Annotated in this window: 9 protein-coding genes and 3 rRNA genes; all 12 read right to left on the bottom strand. The window is 46.4% G+C overall.

Annotated elements, in window-relative coordinates:
* Positions 1-40: 40 nt before the first annotated feature.
* Positions 41-922, bottom strand: a complete 882-nt coding sequence (locus tag HXT53_RS00870) for a lysophospholipid acyltransferase family protein (RefSeq protein WP_004113711.1) — start codon at positions 920-922, stop codon at positions 41-43.
* 34 nt (positions 923-956) lie between these two features.
* Entirely contained in the window at positions 957-1,829 is an 873-nt protein-coding gene (locus HXT53_RS00865) for an anchored repeat-type ABC transporter permease subunit (RefSeq protein WP_004113712.1), read from the bottom strand.
* Positions 1,829-2,650: an anchored repeat-type ABC transporter ATP-binding subunit gene (locus HXT53_RS00860; RefSeq protein WP_004113713.1), complete on the bottom strand. Its 822-nt coding sequence runs from the start codon at positions 2,648-2,650 to the stop codon at positions 1,829-1,831. The genes HXT53_RS00865 and HXT53_RS00860 overlap by 1 nt, the downstream gene beginning before the upstream one ends.
* A 16-nt stretch (positions 2,651-2,666) precedes the next feature.
* Positions 2,667-4,511 (bottom strand): anchored repeat ABC transporter, substrate-binding protein, encoded by a 1,845-nt coding sequence (locus HXT53_RS00855; RefSeq protein WP_421780395.1) that lies wholly within the window; start codon positions 4,509-4,511, stop codon positions 2,667-2,669.
* A gap of 25 nt (positions 4,512-4,536) precedes the next feature.
* Positions 4,537-6,993 (bottom strand): choice-of-anchor M domain-containing protein, encoded by a 2,457-nt coding sequence (locus HXT53_RS00850; RefSeq protein ID WP_180372325.1) that lies wholly within the window; start codon positions 6,991-6,993, stop codon positions 4,537-4,539.
* Positions 6,986-8,374 carry a choice-of-anchor M domain-containing protein gene (locus tag HXT53_RS00845; RefSeq protein ID WP_004113720.1) on the bottom strand — a complete coding sequence of 463 codons (1,389 nt, stop codon included), beginning with the start codon at positions 8,372-8,374 and terminating at the stop codon, positions 6,986-6,988. Before HXT53_RS00845 ends, HXT53_RS00850 begins: the two co-directional genes overlap by 8 nt.
* 13 nt (positions 8,375-8,387) lie before the next feature.
* Positions 8,388-10,787, bottom strand: coding sequence for a choice-of-anchor M domain-containing protein (locus HXT53_RS00840; protein ID WP_421780392.1), 2,400 nt, complete (start codon positions 10,785-10,787; stop codon positions 8,388-8,390).
* Between the two features lie 233 nt (positions 10,788-11,020).
* Entirely contained in the window at positions 11,021-11,575 is a 555-nt protein-coding gene (locus tag HXT53_RS00835) for a cysteine hydrolase family protein (RefSeq protein WP_014554803.1), read from the bottom strand.
* A gap of 478 nt (positions 11,576-12,053) precedes the next feature.
* Positions 12,054-12,170 (bottom strand): 5S ribosomal RNA (rrf, locus tag HXT53_RS00830).
* Between the two features lie 164 nt (positions 12,171-12,334).
* Positions 12,335-15,396 (bottom strand): 23S ribosomal RNA (locus HXT53_RS00825).
* A 55-nt stretch (positions 15,397-15,451) separates the two neighbouring features.
* Complete coding sequence (locus HXT53_RS00820) at positions 15,452-15,709, bottom strand: hypothetical protein (RefSeq protein ID WP_246943692.1); 258 nt, start codon at positions 15,707-15,709, stop codon at positions 15,452-15,454.
* A gap of 60 nt (positions 15,710-15,769) precedes the next feature.
* Positions 15,770-17,297: ribosomal RNA gene (locus HXT53_RS00815) — 16S ribosomal RNA — on the bottom strand.
* The 16S, 23S and 5S rRNA genes sit together here, the layout of an rRNA operon.
* Positions 17,298-17,308 lie beyond the last annotated feature (11 nt).

Here is a 17,308-nt window from a genome sequence, read left to right as displayed (position 1 = left end):
CAAAAGTTTTACGGCTTAGTGAACCGCAAATTTACAGTCACTATTCTTTGACTCTCTTCATAAGTCTATAGTCAAAGTATCCTTCTGGTGCTTTTTCTCCGCGGATCTCTTCCATAATTTCCGTCATGCGTACGCGTACGCGACGAGCCAATTCGGCAGCAGACTCCATAGGCGGCAAATCACCCCAATTTTCCATATCTTTTAGAAGATCCGAATAATCAAGACGCGCATCGTAGCACATTACAACGTTCTTCTTTGGCCACGGCCACCAATGATTGATGCTTGCAGCACCCCATGTAACAGCGCAAAATAGCGGAATTTGATGCCCCAGCCTACGCGATGCTTCGAGCGCAATAACTCCGATTCCTGGCTTCATGCTCATAGGCCATTTTTGAGGGTCGCGCGTAACTGTTCCTTCTGGCCATACGCTAAGCGGCCTACCGTTTGTTAGGATTTTAATCGATTCTTCTTCGATTTCACGTGCTTTTCCGCTTCTGCGTGGAACTGGTTGCATGCCAACAAGCTGGAACCATTTTCCTAAGATTGGCCAATGCGCAAGCTCTGCTTTTGCCATGTATCGCGGACGTCGGCCTTGGTGGAATAGAGACGTCATTGGCACGAAAACGTCGAACATTGTAACGTGCGTGCAAGCGGTTATAAACACGTCTTCTTCTGGCACATTCTCTAATCCCCATGCGCGCACTTTGCAACGAGATCTAAGCACGCGAGACGTTCCTTCAAGGAGACGCTCAGTTGCTTTTGGATTTTGCGCGTTGATTTCTGCCGTATTTGGCGTCCGCGCGCCAGTTGGGTAGTAATAAGTAGGATCAACTAACTTGTGTGCTCGCGCTAAGCGTTCTACTTGCTCATCACTGAGCGGCTTAACTGCGCTTCTAGGCGAAGGCTTTCCTTTAGATACCATACGTCTATTGTGCCGCAAACTATAAACCGCAATTTTACGAAACGACTGATCGCAGTTTCGGCACAATCCTCGCCACCAACCCATGTTTAGGCGAGCACACCCACGCTAGAACAAACATAAAAGTCGCAACCAAAACGATTGTGCCGCCAGTAGCAGTGTCTAAACTCCAAGACAAGTACATTCCAAGAATCGAAGAAGCGCACCCAATAGCAGGCGCCAAAATCATCATTTTCCCAAGTCTGTCGGTAAGCAATCGCGCAGTCGCCGCAGGCGTAATCAAAAGCGCTAAAACAAGCACGTTTCCAATTATTTGCACAGATACTACTACAGCAATCGCAACTAAAACGTATAGCATTCCATCCAACCACGCTACTGGCAACCCCATTGCGCGGCTTGTTTCTCGATCCATTGAAACGCATACTAGCTCTTTGTGGAACATCATTAGAAGCGTTACGATTATTAGCCCTGTTATTGCCACTACAGCAATGTCGGAGTCTGGTATTCCTGTAATGGAGCCGAATAGGAACGATTCCAAGGATCCTGCATAGCCCGAAGCCTTTGAGATTACTACGATTCCCAGCGCAAAGGCAGACACAAAAAATACGCCTATAAACGAGTCTTCGCGAAGTCTACGATTTTGGCTAAAGATTGATACGATTAGCGCGGTTGCAACTCCTGCGAGCGCGCCGCCAAACAGCAAGTTTCCTTGCAACACAAATGCGATTGCGAGTCCTGGAAAAACGGAGTGCGCTACTGCGTCTCCAATAAACGCCATTCCGCGTAGCACTACGTAGCATCCTACAACTCCGCATATTACGCTAGAAAGGCACGCTACTATAAGCGCTTTGAGTAAGAACCAAAGGTCTGGGTTTGTAAGGTCTTGTATAAAGTCGATTGGAGATAGCATTACTTTTCTGCCCCACTTTCATGCGCCATAACGCGCTCTACAGCTTTGATTAGTGGATTTTGCGCATCCACATGGAATGTTTGCACCCATTGATTTGCGTTTAACGATTCTGGAGCGCCGTCGCCCACTATGCTTCCGTCGAAAAGCATGATTCTAGAACACGAGTTTATAGATCCGATTATGTCGTGCGAGCTCATCAAAATAGCTTCTCCCGACTTTGCTAAATCCAAAAAAAGACTCGTGAGCAGCTCTTGAGTAGGCATGTCTAAGCCTGTAAATGGCTCATCTAAAAGAAGCAAACGCGGCTGCCCTGCAAGAGCGCGCGCAACGAGTACGCGCTGCCTTTGCCCGCCCGAAAGCTCGCCGATTGTGCGATCCCTAAAATCCGCCATTCCTGTGCGCTCAAGAGAAGCGAGCGCTATCTCGTAGTCCTCTTTTTTTGCGCGACGAACGTAGCCAATGTGACGAATGCGGCCCATCATTACCACGTCTAGTACAGAAAGTGGGAAATCCCACGCAATATCGTGGCGTTGTGGCACGTATCCAACGTTGTTTACTCGCGAATTAATCAAAGATTCACCGCTTTTATTAGCGTGCACTTCGAGTTTTCCAGTATGCGGAATCAAACCCATAATCGCGCGGAAAAGCGTTGTTTTTCCAGCTCCATTTGCACCAAGAAGTCCCACAAATTCGCCGCTTTTAATCGTAAACGAAACGTCTTTTACAATCGTGCGACTGCCGTAACTTACGATTAAGTTTTGCGCGCTTATAACAGTATTTTCGTCCATATTCGCGTCCATATTTCCCTTATTAATCTTCATAAATTCAACTTCAATCTCACTTCAAGCACTTCGCTAAAGAATCCGCGTTCGCTCGCATCATATCCGCGTAAGTTCGCACTTTAGAATCGAAAGCATCTCCATAAATCGGGCACACTTTTACGTGCGCTTGCGCTGCCAACTCCTTCAGCACAGACGAACGCGATATTAAATTTGGCTCCAAAAACACAGCTGGAATCTCTAAATCGCGCAAAATCTGCTGCAATCTACGCCTATCTTGCACGCTCGGCTCGCTCGAAGGATTAATCGTTACAAATCCTGCAATATTCACGCCGTAAGTTTTACCTAAGTACGCAAAAGCGTCGTGCGTTGTAACTAAATTGCGCTTCTCTTTTGGTATTGACGCCACTTTTTTGCGCATATACGCATCTACGTCTAACAACTTGTTAATGTATCGATCCGCATTTTCGCGATATTTACGAGCATTTTTAGGGTCCACTTCGCAAAGGCAATCTGCGATTGTGCGCACGTATGCTATGCCATTTTTTACGGATTGCCACAAATGCGGGTCAATGTCTCCGTGAACGTGCTTTCCTAAAACTGCTTGCGGCAGCTGATAAATCTTCTGCCTTGCAGCTCCCAAAAACCTGTATCCTTGTTCTGCCGGAATTTCTTTCAAAGCGTTAGTTGGAACTTCTACAACCACATCGCGAGGCTTGTAATACACGCGTTTTGGTGTAGTGGAGCGCTTTTCTTGCAAAGTATCTACGCGGTACACAAATCCGCGTTTTGCCAAGTCGTAAGCTAAATCTGCATGACCCTTGTTCAGCACTACGCTAGCTCCACGTTTTTTGGCTATTTTTTGCGCGTTTACGCCTACAGCAAATCGCATTTTGGTGTTTCCAAGGCTAGACACTACCTCGTTTTGTGCGTTTAGCATGTCGGCGTGCAAGTCAAGTGTGTATTCGCCTGGCTTGCTAAATGCCCAGCTTAAATGCGTGTGTGCGTCTGCCGGCAAGTCTACGTGGTCGTTTGCGCTTATTCCGTTTGTGCTGTTAAAGTATGTTTCTACGCTTCCAAAAGTGCCAGTCAAGTATGCAAATAGCGCGCCTGGTCCGCTTACTTTTGTAGCTGTTAAGCGTATTCTGTCGGACCTTTTCATGTTGTATGCGTTCGGCTTTATTACAGTTGCGCGACCTTCTTTTGTTGCAGTTGAAGGCGCATTTGATTGCAAAGATTGACCTGACTTTTCTAGTTGGCTGGCTTGTTTTGAATTTGTTTTTGTTTTATTGAGATTGTTTAGAGAAGCTAACTCACCAGCCGCCGCCGAAGGCGATTCTTCCGCACGCTTTTGCGGATTTGCATTTGCACTGCCTTGCACGCTATGCGCTTCCTCGCTCGGTTGCGCAGCCATGCGTTCTGTAGCAAGACCTAGCCAAATCGTGTCTAAAGACACGTCTTCTACCATCGGAATAATATCTGCAGCGTGCTTAACACTTTCTTCCGCAAGTTGCACATTTGGCACACCTTTTCGCAAATTAGCGTCCAAAGCTGTAATTACGCCGTGCTCCTCAAGCATCATGTAGTTACTAAAAGCAACATCCGCGTACACAACGTCTCTAATTGAGCGCAAACGCGGCTCGTACGAATGCGGATCCGCGTTGTCTGGCACAATCGCACTCACATTTGCTGCGTCTCCTGCAACATTCGCAACCATATCTCGCAAAACGCCCGTTGTTGTTACAACGTTAATTTTCCCAGATTTTGCGTTATTCTCGCTATTTGCACGAAGCGCGTTGTTAGGCGCACCGCACGCGCCCAGCGGCAGCGCGGTTAAAACTGCTAGAGCAGCAGAAACCGCGCGCTTCACACTTTTTTTACCTAGTAAATCAACGATTTTCATTAATTTTACCAATGTTTTCTACGCTTTATTTCAAATTCATAAGTGCTCTAAATAAGCCTCCTGCAGGTATTAATCCGCGTTTGCGTAGAACGAACAATCCAGCTGCGCAAGTTCCAGAAATTGCTGTAATACCAAGACTTAAAGCCGTGTATGCAACTACTGGCTTGCGTTTGAACAATCCTACTATTCCTCTAGGCTCTTCGCTTTTAACGCCGCTTTGCAAACTTTTTCTTAGACCTTTAACTCGTTTGGAATTGTATTTTGATTGGATGCCTTTGTTTGCATGATTTCCAATTCCGCCAGAAAGACTTACAGACCTGCCAGTTTTGCCTCGATTAGCGCTTTTCGATGCTCCAATTCCACCACCAAAGAATGATCCTCCCGAACCGGAGTTTCCTCTAGCTGCAGCTGCTAATGGCGTCGTGCCACTATTATTGCCAGAATTTCCATTATTTCCAGAATTGTTGTTGTTATTGTCGTTGTTATTATTGTTGTTTTGTTTGTCTTCGTCGTCGGAGTTATTCTCAGAGTCATCACCATTTTCATCAGTTTCATTTGATTTATCGTCTGAATCTCCGTCTTCATCATCAACCTTTGTCATAGAGCAGCTCATTGGCTTTTCCATTGGGTCTACACCAATTGCAAAGTGGAAGTCTTTTGTAACTGTTTTTCCGTTTGCGCTTACAGCAAAAGTAATCGTATAATATCCAGACTTTGAGAAGTCCCAGTTTAAATGCATATGCGTGTTTGCTGGGATTGTATACGTACTGTTTCCACTGCTAGACATGAGTGTTTTAGCTTTTACACCAAGTCCGCCTTGCAACCAAATTCGCACGCTACCTGGCCCTTTTACAGATTTAAGGCTGATCTTGCTTGGCTTGTGTGGGCTTAAATTCTGGTTACTCCAGCCAACCCACGGTACGCTATTTTTTTGCGTTTGTGGAAGTCGCCACACACCTTTATCTTTAGCTAATTTTCCAGCATAAAACACAACTTTGCTCGGGTCGCGTTTCACGTGGCTTCCAGTCACGTCTTCTTGTACTGCAAATCCTATTCCGTTACCAGTTGAATAGGTTGCTAAATCAACGTGACCATGCTTTATTACTAGCTTATCGCCTTGTAAATCCTTAAATTTTGAGCATTTTTTGACGGTTTTTTGCTTTTTGTCTTTGCCTTTAGATTCGGTTTCAGATCCGTTACCGCCTTCAGATCCGTTACCGCCTTCACTTTTCCCATTGCCATCTTCCTCGTCGGAACTTTGGTTAGCTAGTCCGCCATTTGGCTTGGCACCAGGCCATGGGGTTACGTAAACTCTGTTGTTGTTTCCGTTTATGACAATCGAAGTGGAAGAATCTTCACCATCTTCATCTTCGTTGTCTTCAGATTCTTCATCTTCATTATCACTATCGTTACCGTCTTCGTCACTTTCGTTTGTATTCTGATTTTCGTGTTTATTTAATTCGCTATCGTTATCAGGATCTTTATCTTCTATACGAAAATATTCACCAGTAGCATCACCTTGCATATCCACATTAAACGTGTATCCTTGCGAATCTTTAAGGATTTTCCCGTCTTTTGTTTTAACTGTTACTTCTATGCACAGACCATATTCACCTGGTTTGGTAAACACCCAATTAACATGCAAATGCGTATTGTCGTTTCTATAAAACTTATGAGGAAAATCAGTATTAGGCGATCCTAAAACAGGTATTACCTTACCGTGAGAATCATTCTCATAAACATACACTGCTCCGCCTTCTGGAATAGTCGCAGACTTTAAGTGAAACTTTACAGCGGAAACAGTTTTACGAGGCAATGTTTGTGTTGTAAAACCCAACCACAACTTGTTATCTTCCTGTCCTTGAGGCAAAGCCCAAACATACTCGCTACTATTATCTTTAGAAAGAAAACTTAATTCTTTAGCAAAATCAGATTTTCTTAATTTTGTGTTGCTTCCAAGCATAAATTCTATGCGATCAGAATTGTACCTAACACCGTTTTGGGGTACGCCTGGGAAATAATCTCCTTGCGTTCCCAACACAAGATGCCTGCTTTTATCCATATACACAGCAATGCCATCAGTATGACCCTTGTACACCTTACACTTTTCGTATCGTGTGTCTGAATCCTTTGGCTTACTGGAATCTTTAGCTACAACAGCGGCCTTGCAAGCTTCTTCATTACTGGTTTTATTAGGATTATCGCTCTTTTTTGGATCTTTTGCAGGATTCTGATCAGTTTTAGGCATATTGGAAGAATCATAACTACTTGAATCATCCGAATATACATTCTCGTCAGGATCTTTATCCTCGTCGCTACTATTATCACTTTCTGTAGCAGAAAGCCCATTTTTTTGCGCTTCACTCGCATACGCACTGCCGCAATTGCAGCAGCACATCGATGCCAAGAATCCAAAAGATATTATTGCGCTTAAAATCGCGCTTAGTAGTCTAAAGCAGATTAAGGTTGATTTATTACGCATTGTTTTGTCCTAAATTATTAAAATCTGTGTTCGGTAAGATCGTTGTTTCTTCTGTAGGATTCACTAAGTCACTTAGTGAACTTTGATTTTCAACATACTGAGGATTTGGATTCGCATAAGTCTGATTCGCTTGAGGCTGAACGTACTGCTGCGAATATGGCTGAGCATAAGTCTGTGCTGGAGCAACTGGCTGCACTGGCACATTAGACTGAGCATACACTGGTTGCTGCGGAACTCCATACTGCTGTTGTTGTACAGGCTGTTGTACGTACTGCGGTTGCATTTGCTGCACTGGAGCCACCATTTGCGGTTGCGTTGGTTGCTGCATAGGAGCCATTGGCGAAACTTGCTGATTCGCGCCATGTTGGCTAATCGCCTGCTGCTTTGCCTTCTTGCTTTTAATTACAGCAAATACAATAAACGCAATAATTACGATTGTTAGAATTACAAATACAATCATCACAATTTGCGCTATCGCTACTGTATCGTCAGCGCTACTAGCTTTCTTATGCTTTCTGGCGGAAGCATTGCTCGATTCGCTTCCTTCCGCATTCTCATCATTGTTGTCTGCGTCAGACTCTTCGTTATTTTCTCCGTCGTTTCCTTCGTTTGCATTCGATGAGCCAGACTGAGAGTGCGCGCCTGAAGATGCTGCTCCTGCTGCTCCAGATAACGCAGCTTGTGGATCTGTTTTTTCTCCCACTGCAAAATTAAGCACACGAGTGTCACTTACAGCGCGACCATTCTTTAGTTTTCCAGAAAAAGTGAGCTTTACATGGTAAATTCCAGGCTTCGAGAATACCCAATTTACGTGAGTGTGCGCGTTCGCTTCAATCCAACTGTTTTGTGGATATCCTTTAGTACTATCCCATAATTGCTGTGGAGCATTATTGCCATTTTCAAGGTAAACGTGCAGTTTTCCAGGTCCGCTAACGCCATCAAGCGAAAGGTTTGCTCCGCGATCTAGCTCGTTAAGCACTCCACCTTCCTGCGTGTTCCATCCGAGCCATACCACATTAGAGTTTTGTGTTTGTGGAATCACATAAAGCTTTGTTCCTGGTTTTTCGCCGATAAAGTTGTACGTTGCATCGTTTGGCATAGGAACTATTGAGCTGTTGCCAAGTTTGAATACTACGTTTTCTGGGTCTCTCCATACTGGTTCGTCGCCAGTATCATCGCGAATTTGTATTTTCCAATTTCCGCCAGAAAGTGTTGGTCCAAAATCTGCGTGACCTGCCTGAATCATAACTGGCTGGTTGCTTGTTGCAGCTTTGGCGGACCCCATAAATGGAGATGGAAGTAGAGCCGTAGCTAGTAGCATAATTGCTGTGCATATTGATGCTATTATTGCCGTTGCTATATAGTGCTTGTTTTTAGTCATTTTTCTTCTCCTTCTACAACAACTTCATACGTGGTCTCATCAAGAAAGCCCCAGCTCCTGTTACAGCACACAAGCTCACGCTTGCAGTTCCTACAGCAGCAGCTACCCATTTTGTTTTGTGACTTTTTGCTTCTTGTTCTTCTTCTGAATCTTCTAGTACTTCTGAATCCTCAATGTTTTCATCATCAGAATTGTATGAAGCAGCTTTAGTCTTATTTGACTTTTTGCCTTTTTTACTAAGCAGTTTCACTTTTTTCATCTTCTTAGAATGTTTTGAAGAAGAAATACCATTTGACAATCCGCCTAATCCTTTAGAAGAAGATTTTGTGAAGCTTCCACTAGCATTTGTAAATACATTATTAGTATTAGCTCTTGCAACTAACGGAGTGGTTGCGGATTGCTTAAAACTGTTATTGTCAGAGTCTGACGATTCGGAAGAGCTATGCGAATTGGAAGACTCAGACGAATTGGAATCATCTTCGTTTTCATCTGACTTATTCTTATTCTTCTTTTTATCTTTATCCTTATCGTTTTTCTTTTTGTTCTTTTTAGAATCTTTATTATCTGACTCTGATTCCTTGTTGTTATTCTTTTCCTTTGATACACCTGTGTTATTGGATTCTTCGTTCTGATTGCCGTCTTCTATCTCATTCTGACTATCAGATTCATCGTTCCCATTAGACTTATGGTTCTTATTCTTTTTACGATTCTTCTTATTCTTCTTATTCTTCTTATTCTTTGTTTTATTGTTGTTTTTATTCTTGTTGTTCTTCTTATTCTTAGAATCTTTTGAGTTTTCAGGTTGCGCATGATCTTTTTTGTCTAAATTCTTTATATTGACATTCCAATCGCAAAAATCATCGAAACCTGCGTTCCTATATAACGTTCCGTCGTCTAGCACAAGATAAGCGCGAACGACAGCATCCTGCATGCTTTCATCAATTGTTAATTCGCATGTGCTTCCATCGGCAGAACCTTCAATATTTTTAAACTCTTTTTCGCCATCTTTTTTAATCATCCACTTGTATTTTTTTACTATGGATGTCGCTGGCTCTTCTGGATCAGACGCTTCACCTTTTACAGTAGGAACTCGTGGGGAGAACAGTTTAGCTTTTAGATGAACTTTTTCTCCTAAATTGACTTTGGACTTTCCGTATGCTTGTACTACTGGGCGTCCGTCAGCGCCATGATCTTCTACGACTATTGTTCCGAAAGCTCTATCTCTATCGAAAGCTCCGATTCCTTCACCTGTTAGAATCACGCGAACTTTCATTCCGTTCATCGCAGGTTCGGCTGGCAGCTTTAGCCTTTCACCTAAGAAGCATGATGCAAACGTGTTTTCTTGTTCGTCAGCCCTGTTTATACACCATTCGTATGATGGTTTTTTTATTGTTCCGTTTTCAATATCTTTTTTGAATCCTTCACGATACGTGTAAAGATTCAATCCACCGCCTGGCTCATAGGAATGATAATGTGGGTGGCTACCTGTATTGCGAATCCCTAGTATGCACAGATTGCCATCAGCACAGTCAGAGTTTTCAGAAGGATTATCGTCTTTAGTGTTTGCATCCAAAACTGGAATTTCCGCTTTTCCGCGTTCTTTAACAACAGACTCAGATGACACGGTATGATTATGGCTTGCTTCAACAATAAAAGTATATTTGGCAGTATTAGTGGTTTTAGTTTCTTTCGTCGTCTTATTTTTAATAACAGCGTACGCTTCTAATGTATAAGTTCCAGGCTGAGTGAATACCCAGTTTGTATGTTGATGTGTAACTTGAGATTGATGAATCACTCCTGGAAGCTCGAATCGGCTGCCTTCCTCTTTTTCATCATCTTTATCTTGATATTCAAATGATTTTGCTATGGATTCTTTATCCTTATTTTTTGCAGACTGCCATATTAATACTTTTGCACCTTTAGGAGCTGTTACTTTTTGTATAACAATATCTGCTGATGCGCCATCTGGATTTTCCGATCCAACTGCTTTAGAAGTAATGGAAGTATCCCACCCTGGGAATAGCTCTTTATCTTGTTTATTACCAGATTCGTCTAAAAGCCAATAACCTTGTGAAGCATCGAATGGTAACTTGTTTTTGTAATTATCAAAATCTTGCGTACTGTATGATGATTGACCAACCTTCATTGTTACATTTTCAGGCTTGTATAGCATAGAGTTGGCTTCAAAACCCATTATGAGCTTGCCATTATGCATAAATGGATAGAAGATGTCCATATGACCGTTTGCCAGCACATCTTTTGCACTTGCATCATACTTATAGATAGTTTGTTCTTCATCCGCATACGCAGGATTTGCAGCACTGAACCCCGATACCAGCACCGCAAACGCAAGCACCACAACGCCACACATTGCAAACGCGCGTTTTACCATATTCTTAATGACCTGAGTCATAATTACTATTTCGCTCTCTACACTTCATCTTCTCTATTTCGCAATGTGTACTCTTCTTTTACACATAACTACTCGAAGACATCTTTACAACGTCTATCAATAATAATAATGATTCTCATTAATAGTCAAGTCGACACTCCGATTAAACAAAAACGCTGGCAGCTCAAAGCAACCAGCGTCGATTATTTAATAATTGATTATTTAATAATTATTTATATTTTTAGCTAAAGATCTTAGCCTTCTACAATATCTGCATTAAGACAAGTCTTAAAGTGGCGCAAAGCCCACTCGTGACCTTGAGGATCAAAGCTTGCGACTGCATCTTTGTGAACCACAATCTTGAATCCAAGATTATACGCATCGACAGCCGTGTGAAGCACGCAAATATCTGTGCAAACGCCTACCAAATGCAGCTCCTCAATATGACGTTCGCGAAGCTTAATCAGCAAATCAGTGCCATTGAACGACGAGTAGCGCGTCTTATGAATGTAATAAACGTTGCTTTTATCTTTATTTGCCTCATAAAAATTACCAAGCATGCCATACAGTTTCTGACCGTGTGTTCCAGCAATATTGTGAGGTGGGAAAAGCTTAGTTTCAGGATGATACGGATCGTTTAGATGATGCGTATCGATTGCAAAAACAACGAATTCTCCAGCGTCTAGAAATTCTTGCGATATCTCTGTAATTCGCTTCTCGAGCTTTTGTGCAGGCTCTCCTACTGTAAGCGAGCCATCACTTGCCACGAAATCATTCGTATAATCAATGTTAATAAGAGCCTTTTTCATACATACTTCCGTCTAATTGTGTTAAAGCTACACTTACACACTACTCTTTACGCTAACAAGATTCTTTACACTAACATGTTTCAGCGCAAGTGAGGTAGAGATTCGAGATTTTTCGCAGCGAAAGAGGCGAGCCTCAGCGCCGAAGGTGGTGACTCGCCGAGAGAGCAAGAAAAATCGAGAATCTCAGCGATGAAAACCACGCAAAAGTTCTAGATATTCAGAAGGTTTGATGTATTTCTATACGAGCAATAAAAGAGGAGCGTAGCGACGGGACTTGCGAGGAGAGAAATACATCAAACCTCGCGCAACAATAAGTAAGGAAATATCGTTCGCGCTACGTTCTAAGCGAAAAGGTAGGTCGTAGCGCACGGCTACTAATAGCCGTGAGGAATAGCGTGAATCTCGCGCGCGAACGATAACCTAAGCTTAAATAATAAAAAAGCGGGGAACAATCAAGTTCCCCGCTTATCAAAGAATAATGCGGCAGCGTGCTAGTCTCCCACACCCTATCGAGTGCAGTACCCTCACCGTGTCAGGCCTTAGCTTCCGGGTTCGGAATGGGACCGGGCGTCTCACCTGAGCCATGACCACCGCAAAACTAGATTATACACTCGCTTTAAACGAGCGGCAAATTGGCGGTTTGGGAACCGGACATGAACGCGAGCAACAGAAAAACAATCATCAAAATCAACAACTTAACCATAAAATGACCGTCTAACACTCCTCAAAGTTAAGAGAATTAAACGATAAGCAATACAAGTAGTATCACAATCGCCCATTAGTACTGGTCAGCTCCACCCCTTACAGGGCTTCCACATCCAGCCTATCAACCACGTGTTCTACATGGGGGCTCACACACAAAGTGCAAGGAATGCTAATCTTGGAGCAGGCTTCCCGCTTAGATGCTTTCAGCGGTTATCCCTTCCAAACGTAGCTAACCGGCAGCGCCACTGGCGTGACGACCGGCATACCAGAGGTTCGTCCACCCAGGTCCTCTCGTACTATGGGCAGGTCTCCTCAACATTCCAACGAGCGCAGAGGATAGAGACCAAACTGTCTCACGACGTTCTGAACCCAGCTCGCGTGCCGCTTTAATCGGCGAACAGCCGAACCCTTGGGACCTGCTCCAGCCCCAGGATGCGACGAGCCGACATCGAGGTGCCAAACCATCCCGTCGATATGGACTCTTGGGAATGATCAGCCTGTTATCCCCGGGGTACCTTTTATCCGTTGAGCGATGCCACGTCCGTACGCCGGCACCGGATCACTATCTCCGACTTTCGTCCCTGCTCGACCCGTCAGTCTCACAGTCAAGCCCGCTTGTGCGATTACACTCAACACCCGATTGCCAACCGGGCTGAGCGGACCATTGAGCGCCTCCGTTACTCTTTAGGAGGCAACCGCCCCAGTTAAACTACCCGCCAGGCACTGTCCCTAACACGGATAACGTGTCGAGGTTAGACGCCAGATATGGAAAGAGCGGTATTTCACTGATCGACTCCACGCAAGCTAGCGCCCACGCTTCACAGCCTCCCGCCTATGCTACACGATCCACACCTAACGACAATACCAAGGTATAGTAAAGGTCCCGGGGTCTTTTCGTCCTTCTGCGCTTAACGAGCATCTTTACTCGTACTGCAATTTCGCCGGGCTCCTGGCCGAGACAGTGGGGAAGTCGTTACGCCATTCGTGCAGGTCGGAACTTACCCGACAAGGAATTTCGCTACCTTAGGATGGTTATAGTTACCACCGCCGTTTACCGGGGCTTAAATTCACCGCTTCACCGAAGCTAACGGATCCTCTTAACCTTCCGGCACCGGGCAGGCGTCAGAGCGTATACAGCGGCTTACGCCTTCGCACGCTCCTGTGTTTTTGGTAAACAGTCGCTACCCCCTAGCTTGTGCCACCCCCAACAGCTCAACAATGTGAAACCATATCACCATCAGGGGTCTCCCTTATGCCGAAGGCACGGGAGTAATTTGCCGAGTTCCTTGGCCAGGATTCGCCCGATCGCTTTGGTATACTCTACCAGACCACCAGTGTCGGTTTAGGGTACGAGCGGAATCACACCTCACGTTGAAGCTTTTCTCGGCAAGCAGGATCACCGGAATCAGCCTTACAGCCTACCCATCACGCCTCAGCTTAACATCCCCCGGATTTACCTAGAGGACAGCCCACACGCTTAGCCACGGAAAACCACCTCCGCAGCCGGCTACCTACCCGCGTCACTCCCACGCTAACCTACTACCGATACAGTCCCAACACTAAACCAGAAGAAAACCCCGAAAGATAATCAACCAGAATAACGAAGGTTAGTACTCTCAGATTCAGTTCGAACGGTGTAACACCGGTACGGGAATATCAACCCGTTCATCCATTCGACTACGCCTGTCGGCCTCGCCTTAGGACTCGACTCACCCGGGGACGACGAACGTGGCCCCGGAACCCTTAGTCATTCAGCGGACAGGATTCACACCTGTCTCTCGCTACTCATGTCTGCATTCTCACTCCCGTATAGTCCACGACAAGTTCACACTGCCGCTTCACCCCATACAGGACGCTCTCCTACCCCACATGAACTAAATCATGCAGTCGCGTCTTCGGTGGCGTGCTTAAGCCCCGCTACATTGTCGGCGCGGAACCACTAGACCAGTGAGCTGTTACGCACTCTTTCAAGGATGGCTGCTTCTGAGCCAACCTCCTGGCTGTCTATGCGACTCCACATCCTTTCCCACTTAGCACGCGCTTCGGGACCTTAGACGACGATCAGGGCTGTTTCCCTTTTGACGACGGAGCTTATCCCCCGCCGACTCACTGCCATGATAAACCTAACAGGTATTCGGAGTTTGGCTGCTATTAGTACCCGGTATGGGCCCGCAAGCATCCAGTAGCTCTACCCCCTGCAAGCAATAACATGACGCTGCACCTAAATGCATTTCGGAGAGAACCAGCTATCACGGAATTTGATTGGCCTTTCACCCCTAACCCCAAGTCATCCCCCCAGTTTTCAACCTAGGTGGGTTCGGTCCTCCACACGGTCTTACCCGCGCTTCAACCTGCTCAGGGCTAGATCATCCCGCTTCGGGTCCAGGACATGCGACTAAAACGCCTTTTAAAACTCGCTTTCGCTACGGCTCCCCCACCCGGGTTAGCCTCGCCACATACCACTGACTCGCAGACTCATTTTTCGATAGGCACGCCGTCACCCCACAAAGAAGGCTCCGACGGATTGTAAGCGCACGGTTTCAGGAACTATTTCACTCCCCTCCCGGGGTGCTTTTCACCTTTCCCTCACGGTACTAGTACACTATCGGTCAGACAGGAATACTTAGGCTTACCCAACGGTCTGGGCAGATTCACGCGGGATTCCACGAGGCCCGCGCTACTTGGGAATAAACATAAAAAGACATCGCGCAACCTGCTACGGGGCCATCACCCTCTACGGCTGGGAATTCAATCCCATTCACATAACACGACATTTTATCACTCTTCTCAACCCCGTCAGAGGCTGAACAGTCAATCCCACGACCCCGAATACGCAACACCTGACGGTTATCACACGTACTCGGTTTAGCCTGATCCGCTTTCGCTCGCCACTACTCACGGAGTATCCTTTCCTGCAGGTACTGAGATGTTTCACTTCCCTGCGTACCCCCCACAAAAACTGTGGTGACCACCCATAACAGTGGCCGGGTCTCCCCATTCGGAAATCCTCGGATCAAAGCCCACTCGGCAGCTCCCCGAGGCATATCGCAGCCCGTCACGTCCTTCATCGGTCCTGTCTACCAAGGCATCCACCATACGCCCTTACCAGTGATACACCAGTAAAAAGCCTATCGCTTAACTCTCTAGACAATAAATCATCACACTAAACGATCACAAAACGATCAAGCGACTCCACCAAAATGGAGCCGGTTGAAATTGATAAAAGTAAAAACAAGCAAAACCAAAAATAGTCTCACTATTCTTACTCGCGTCCACTATCCAGTTCTCAAACCACCAAACACCAAGAACACAAGCCAAAAACCAAAAAGCCTCAACCTGTAATCCAAGGGCCAGGACCGCAACCCCAAAAAAAGGGGGGTGGCAATCCGGGAACCCAAAAGCATGCCCAACAAACTCATCTAAAAACATTAACTATTGTTTTCCACACCAGTAACCACACTCAACCGAGCGTGCACAAAAACTCCGTAGAAAGGAGGTGATCCAGCCGCACCTTCCGGTACGGCTACCTTGTTACGACTTAGTCCCAATCACGAGCCTCACCTTAGACGGCTCCATCCCAAAAGGGTTAGGCCACCGGCTTCGGGTGCTGCCCACTTTCATGACTTGACGGGCGGTGTGTACAAGGCCCGGGAACGCATTCACCGCGACGTTGCTGATTCGCGATTACTAGCGACTCCGCCTTCACGTAGTCGAGTTGCAGACTACGATCCGAACTGAGACCAGTTTTAAGGGATTAGCACCATGTCACCATGAAGCAACCCGTTGTACTGGCCATTGTAGCATGCGTGAAGCCCTGGACGTAAGGGGCATGATGATCTGACGTCATCCCCACCTTCCTCCGAGTTAACCCCGGCGGTCCCCCGTGAGTTCCCGGCATAACCCGCTGGCAACACAGGGCGAGGGTTGCGCTCGTTGCGGGACTTAACCCAACATCTCACGACACGAGCTGACGACGACCATGCACCACCTGTGAACCTGCCCCGAAAGGAAACCACATCTCTGCAGTCGTCAGGCACATGTCAAGCCCAGGTAAGGTTCTTCGCGTTGCATCGAATTAATCCGCATGCTCCGCCGCTTGTGCGGGCCCCCGTCAATTTCTTTGAGTTTTAGCCTTGCGGCCGTACTCCCCAGGCGGGACGCTTAACGCGTTAGCTCCGACACAGAACCCGTGGAATGGGCCCCACATCCAGCGTCCACCGTTTACGGCGTGGACTACCAGGGTATCTAATCCTGTTCGCTCCCCACGCTTTCGCTTCTCAGCGTCAGTAACAGCCCAGAGACCTGCCTTCGCCATTGGTGTTCTTCCCGATATCTACACATTCCACCGTTACACCGAGAATTCCAGTCTCCCCTACTGCACTCTAGCCCGCCCGTACCCGGCGCAAACCCACCGTTAAGCGATGGGCTTTCACACCAGACGCGACGAACCGCCTACAAGCTCTTTACGCCCAATAATTCCGGATAACGCTTGCGCCCTACGTATTACCGCGGCTGCTGGCACGTAGTTAGCCGGCGCTTATTCGAAAGGTACACTCACCCAAAAGGCTTGCTCCCAATCAAAAGCGGTTTACAACCCGAAGGCCTTCATCCCGCACGCGGCGTCGCTGCGTCAGGGTTTCCCCCATTGCGCAATATTCCCCACTGCTGCCTCCCGTAGGAGTCTGGGCCGTATCTCAGTCCCAATGTGGCCGTCCGCCCTCTCAGGCCGGCTACCCGTCGAAGCCTAGGTGGGCCATTACCCCGCCTACAAGCTGATAGGACGCGACCCCATCCCATGCCACTAAACACTTTCCCAACAAGACATGCGTCAAGTTGGAGCATCCAGCATTACCACCCGTTTCCAAGAGCTATTCTGGAGCATGGGGCAGGTTGGTCACGCATTACTCACCCGTTCGCCACTCTCACCAACCAGCAAGCTGGTCAGATCCCGTTCGACTTGCATGTGTTAAGCACGCCGCCAGCGTTCATCCTGAGCCAGAATCGAACCCTCCACGAAAAACTTCAATG

The sequence above is a fragment of the Gardnerella sp. KA00390 genome (genome assembly GCF_049244075.1).
Classification (GTDB): domain Bacteria; phylum Actinomycetota; class Actinomycetes; order Actinomycetales; family Bifidobacteriaceae; genus Bifidobacterium; species Bifidobacterium vaginale.
The sequence above is the reverse complement of the archived record's forward strand: the minus strand, read 5'-3'. Positions and strand labels throughout refer to the sequence as shown.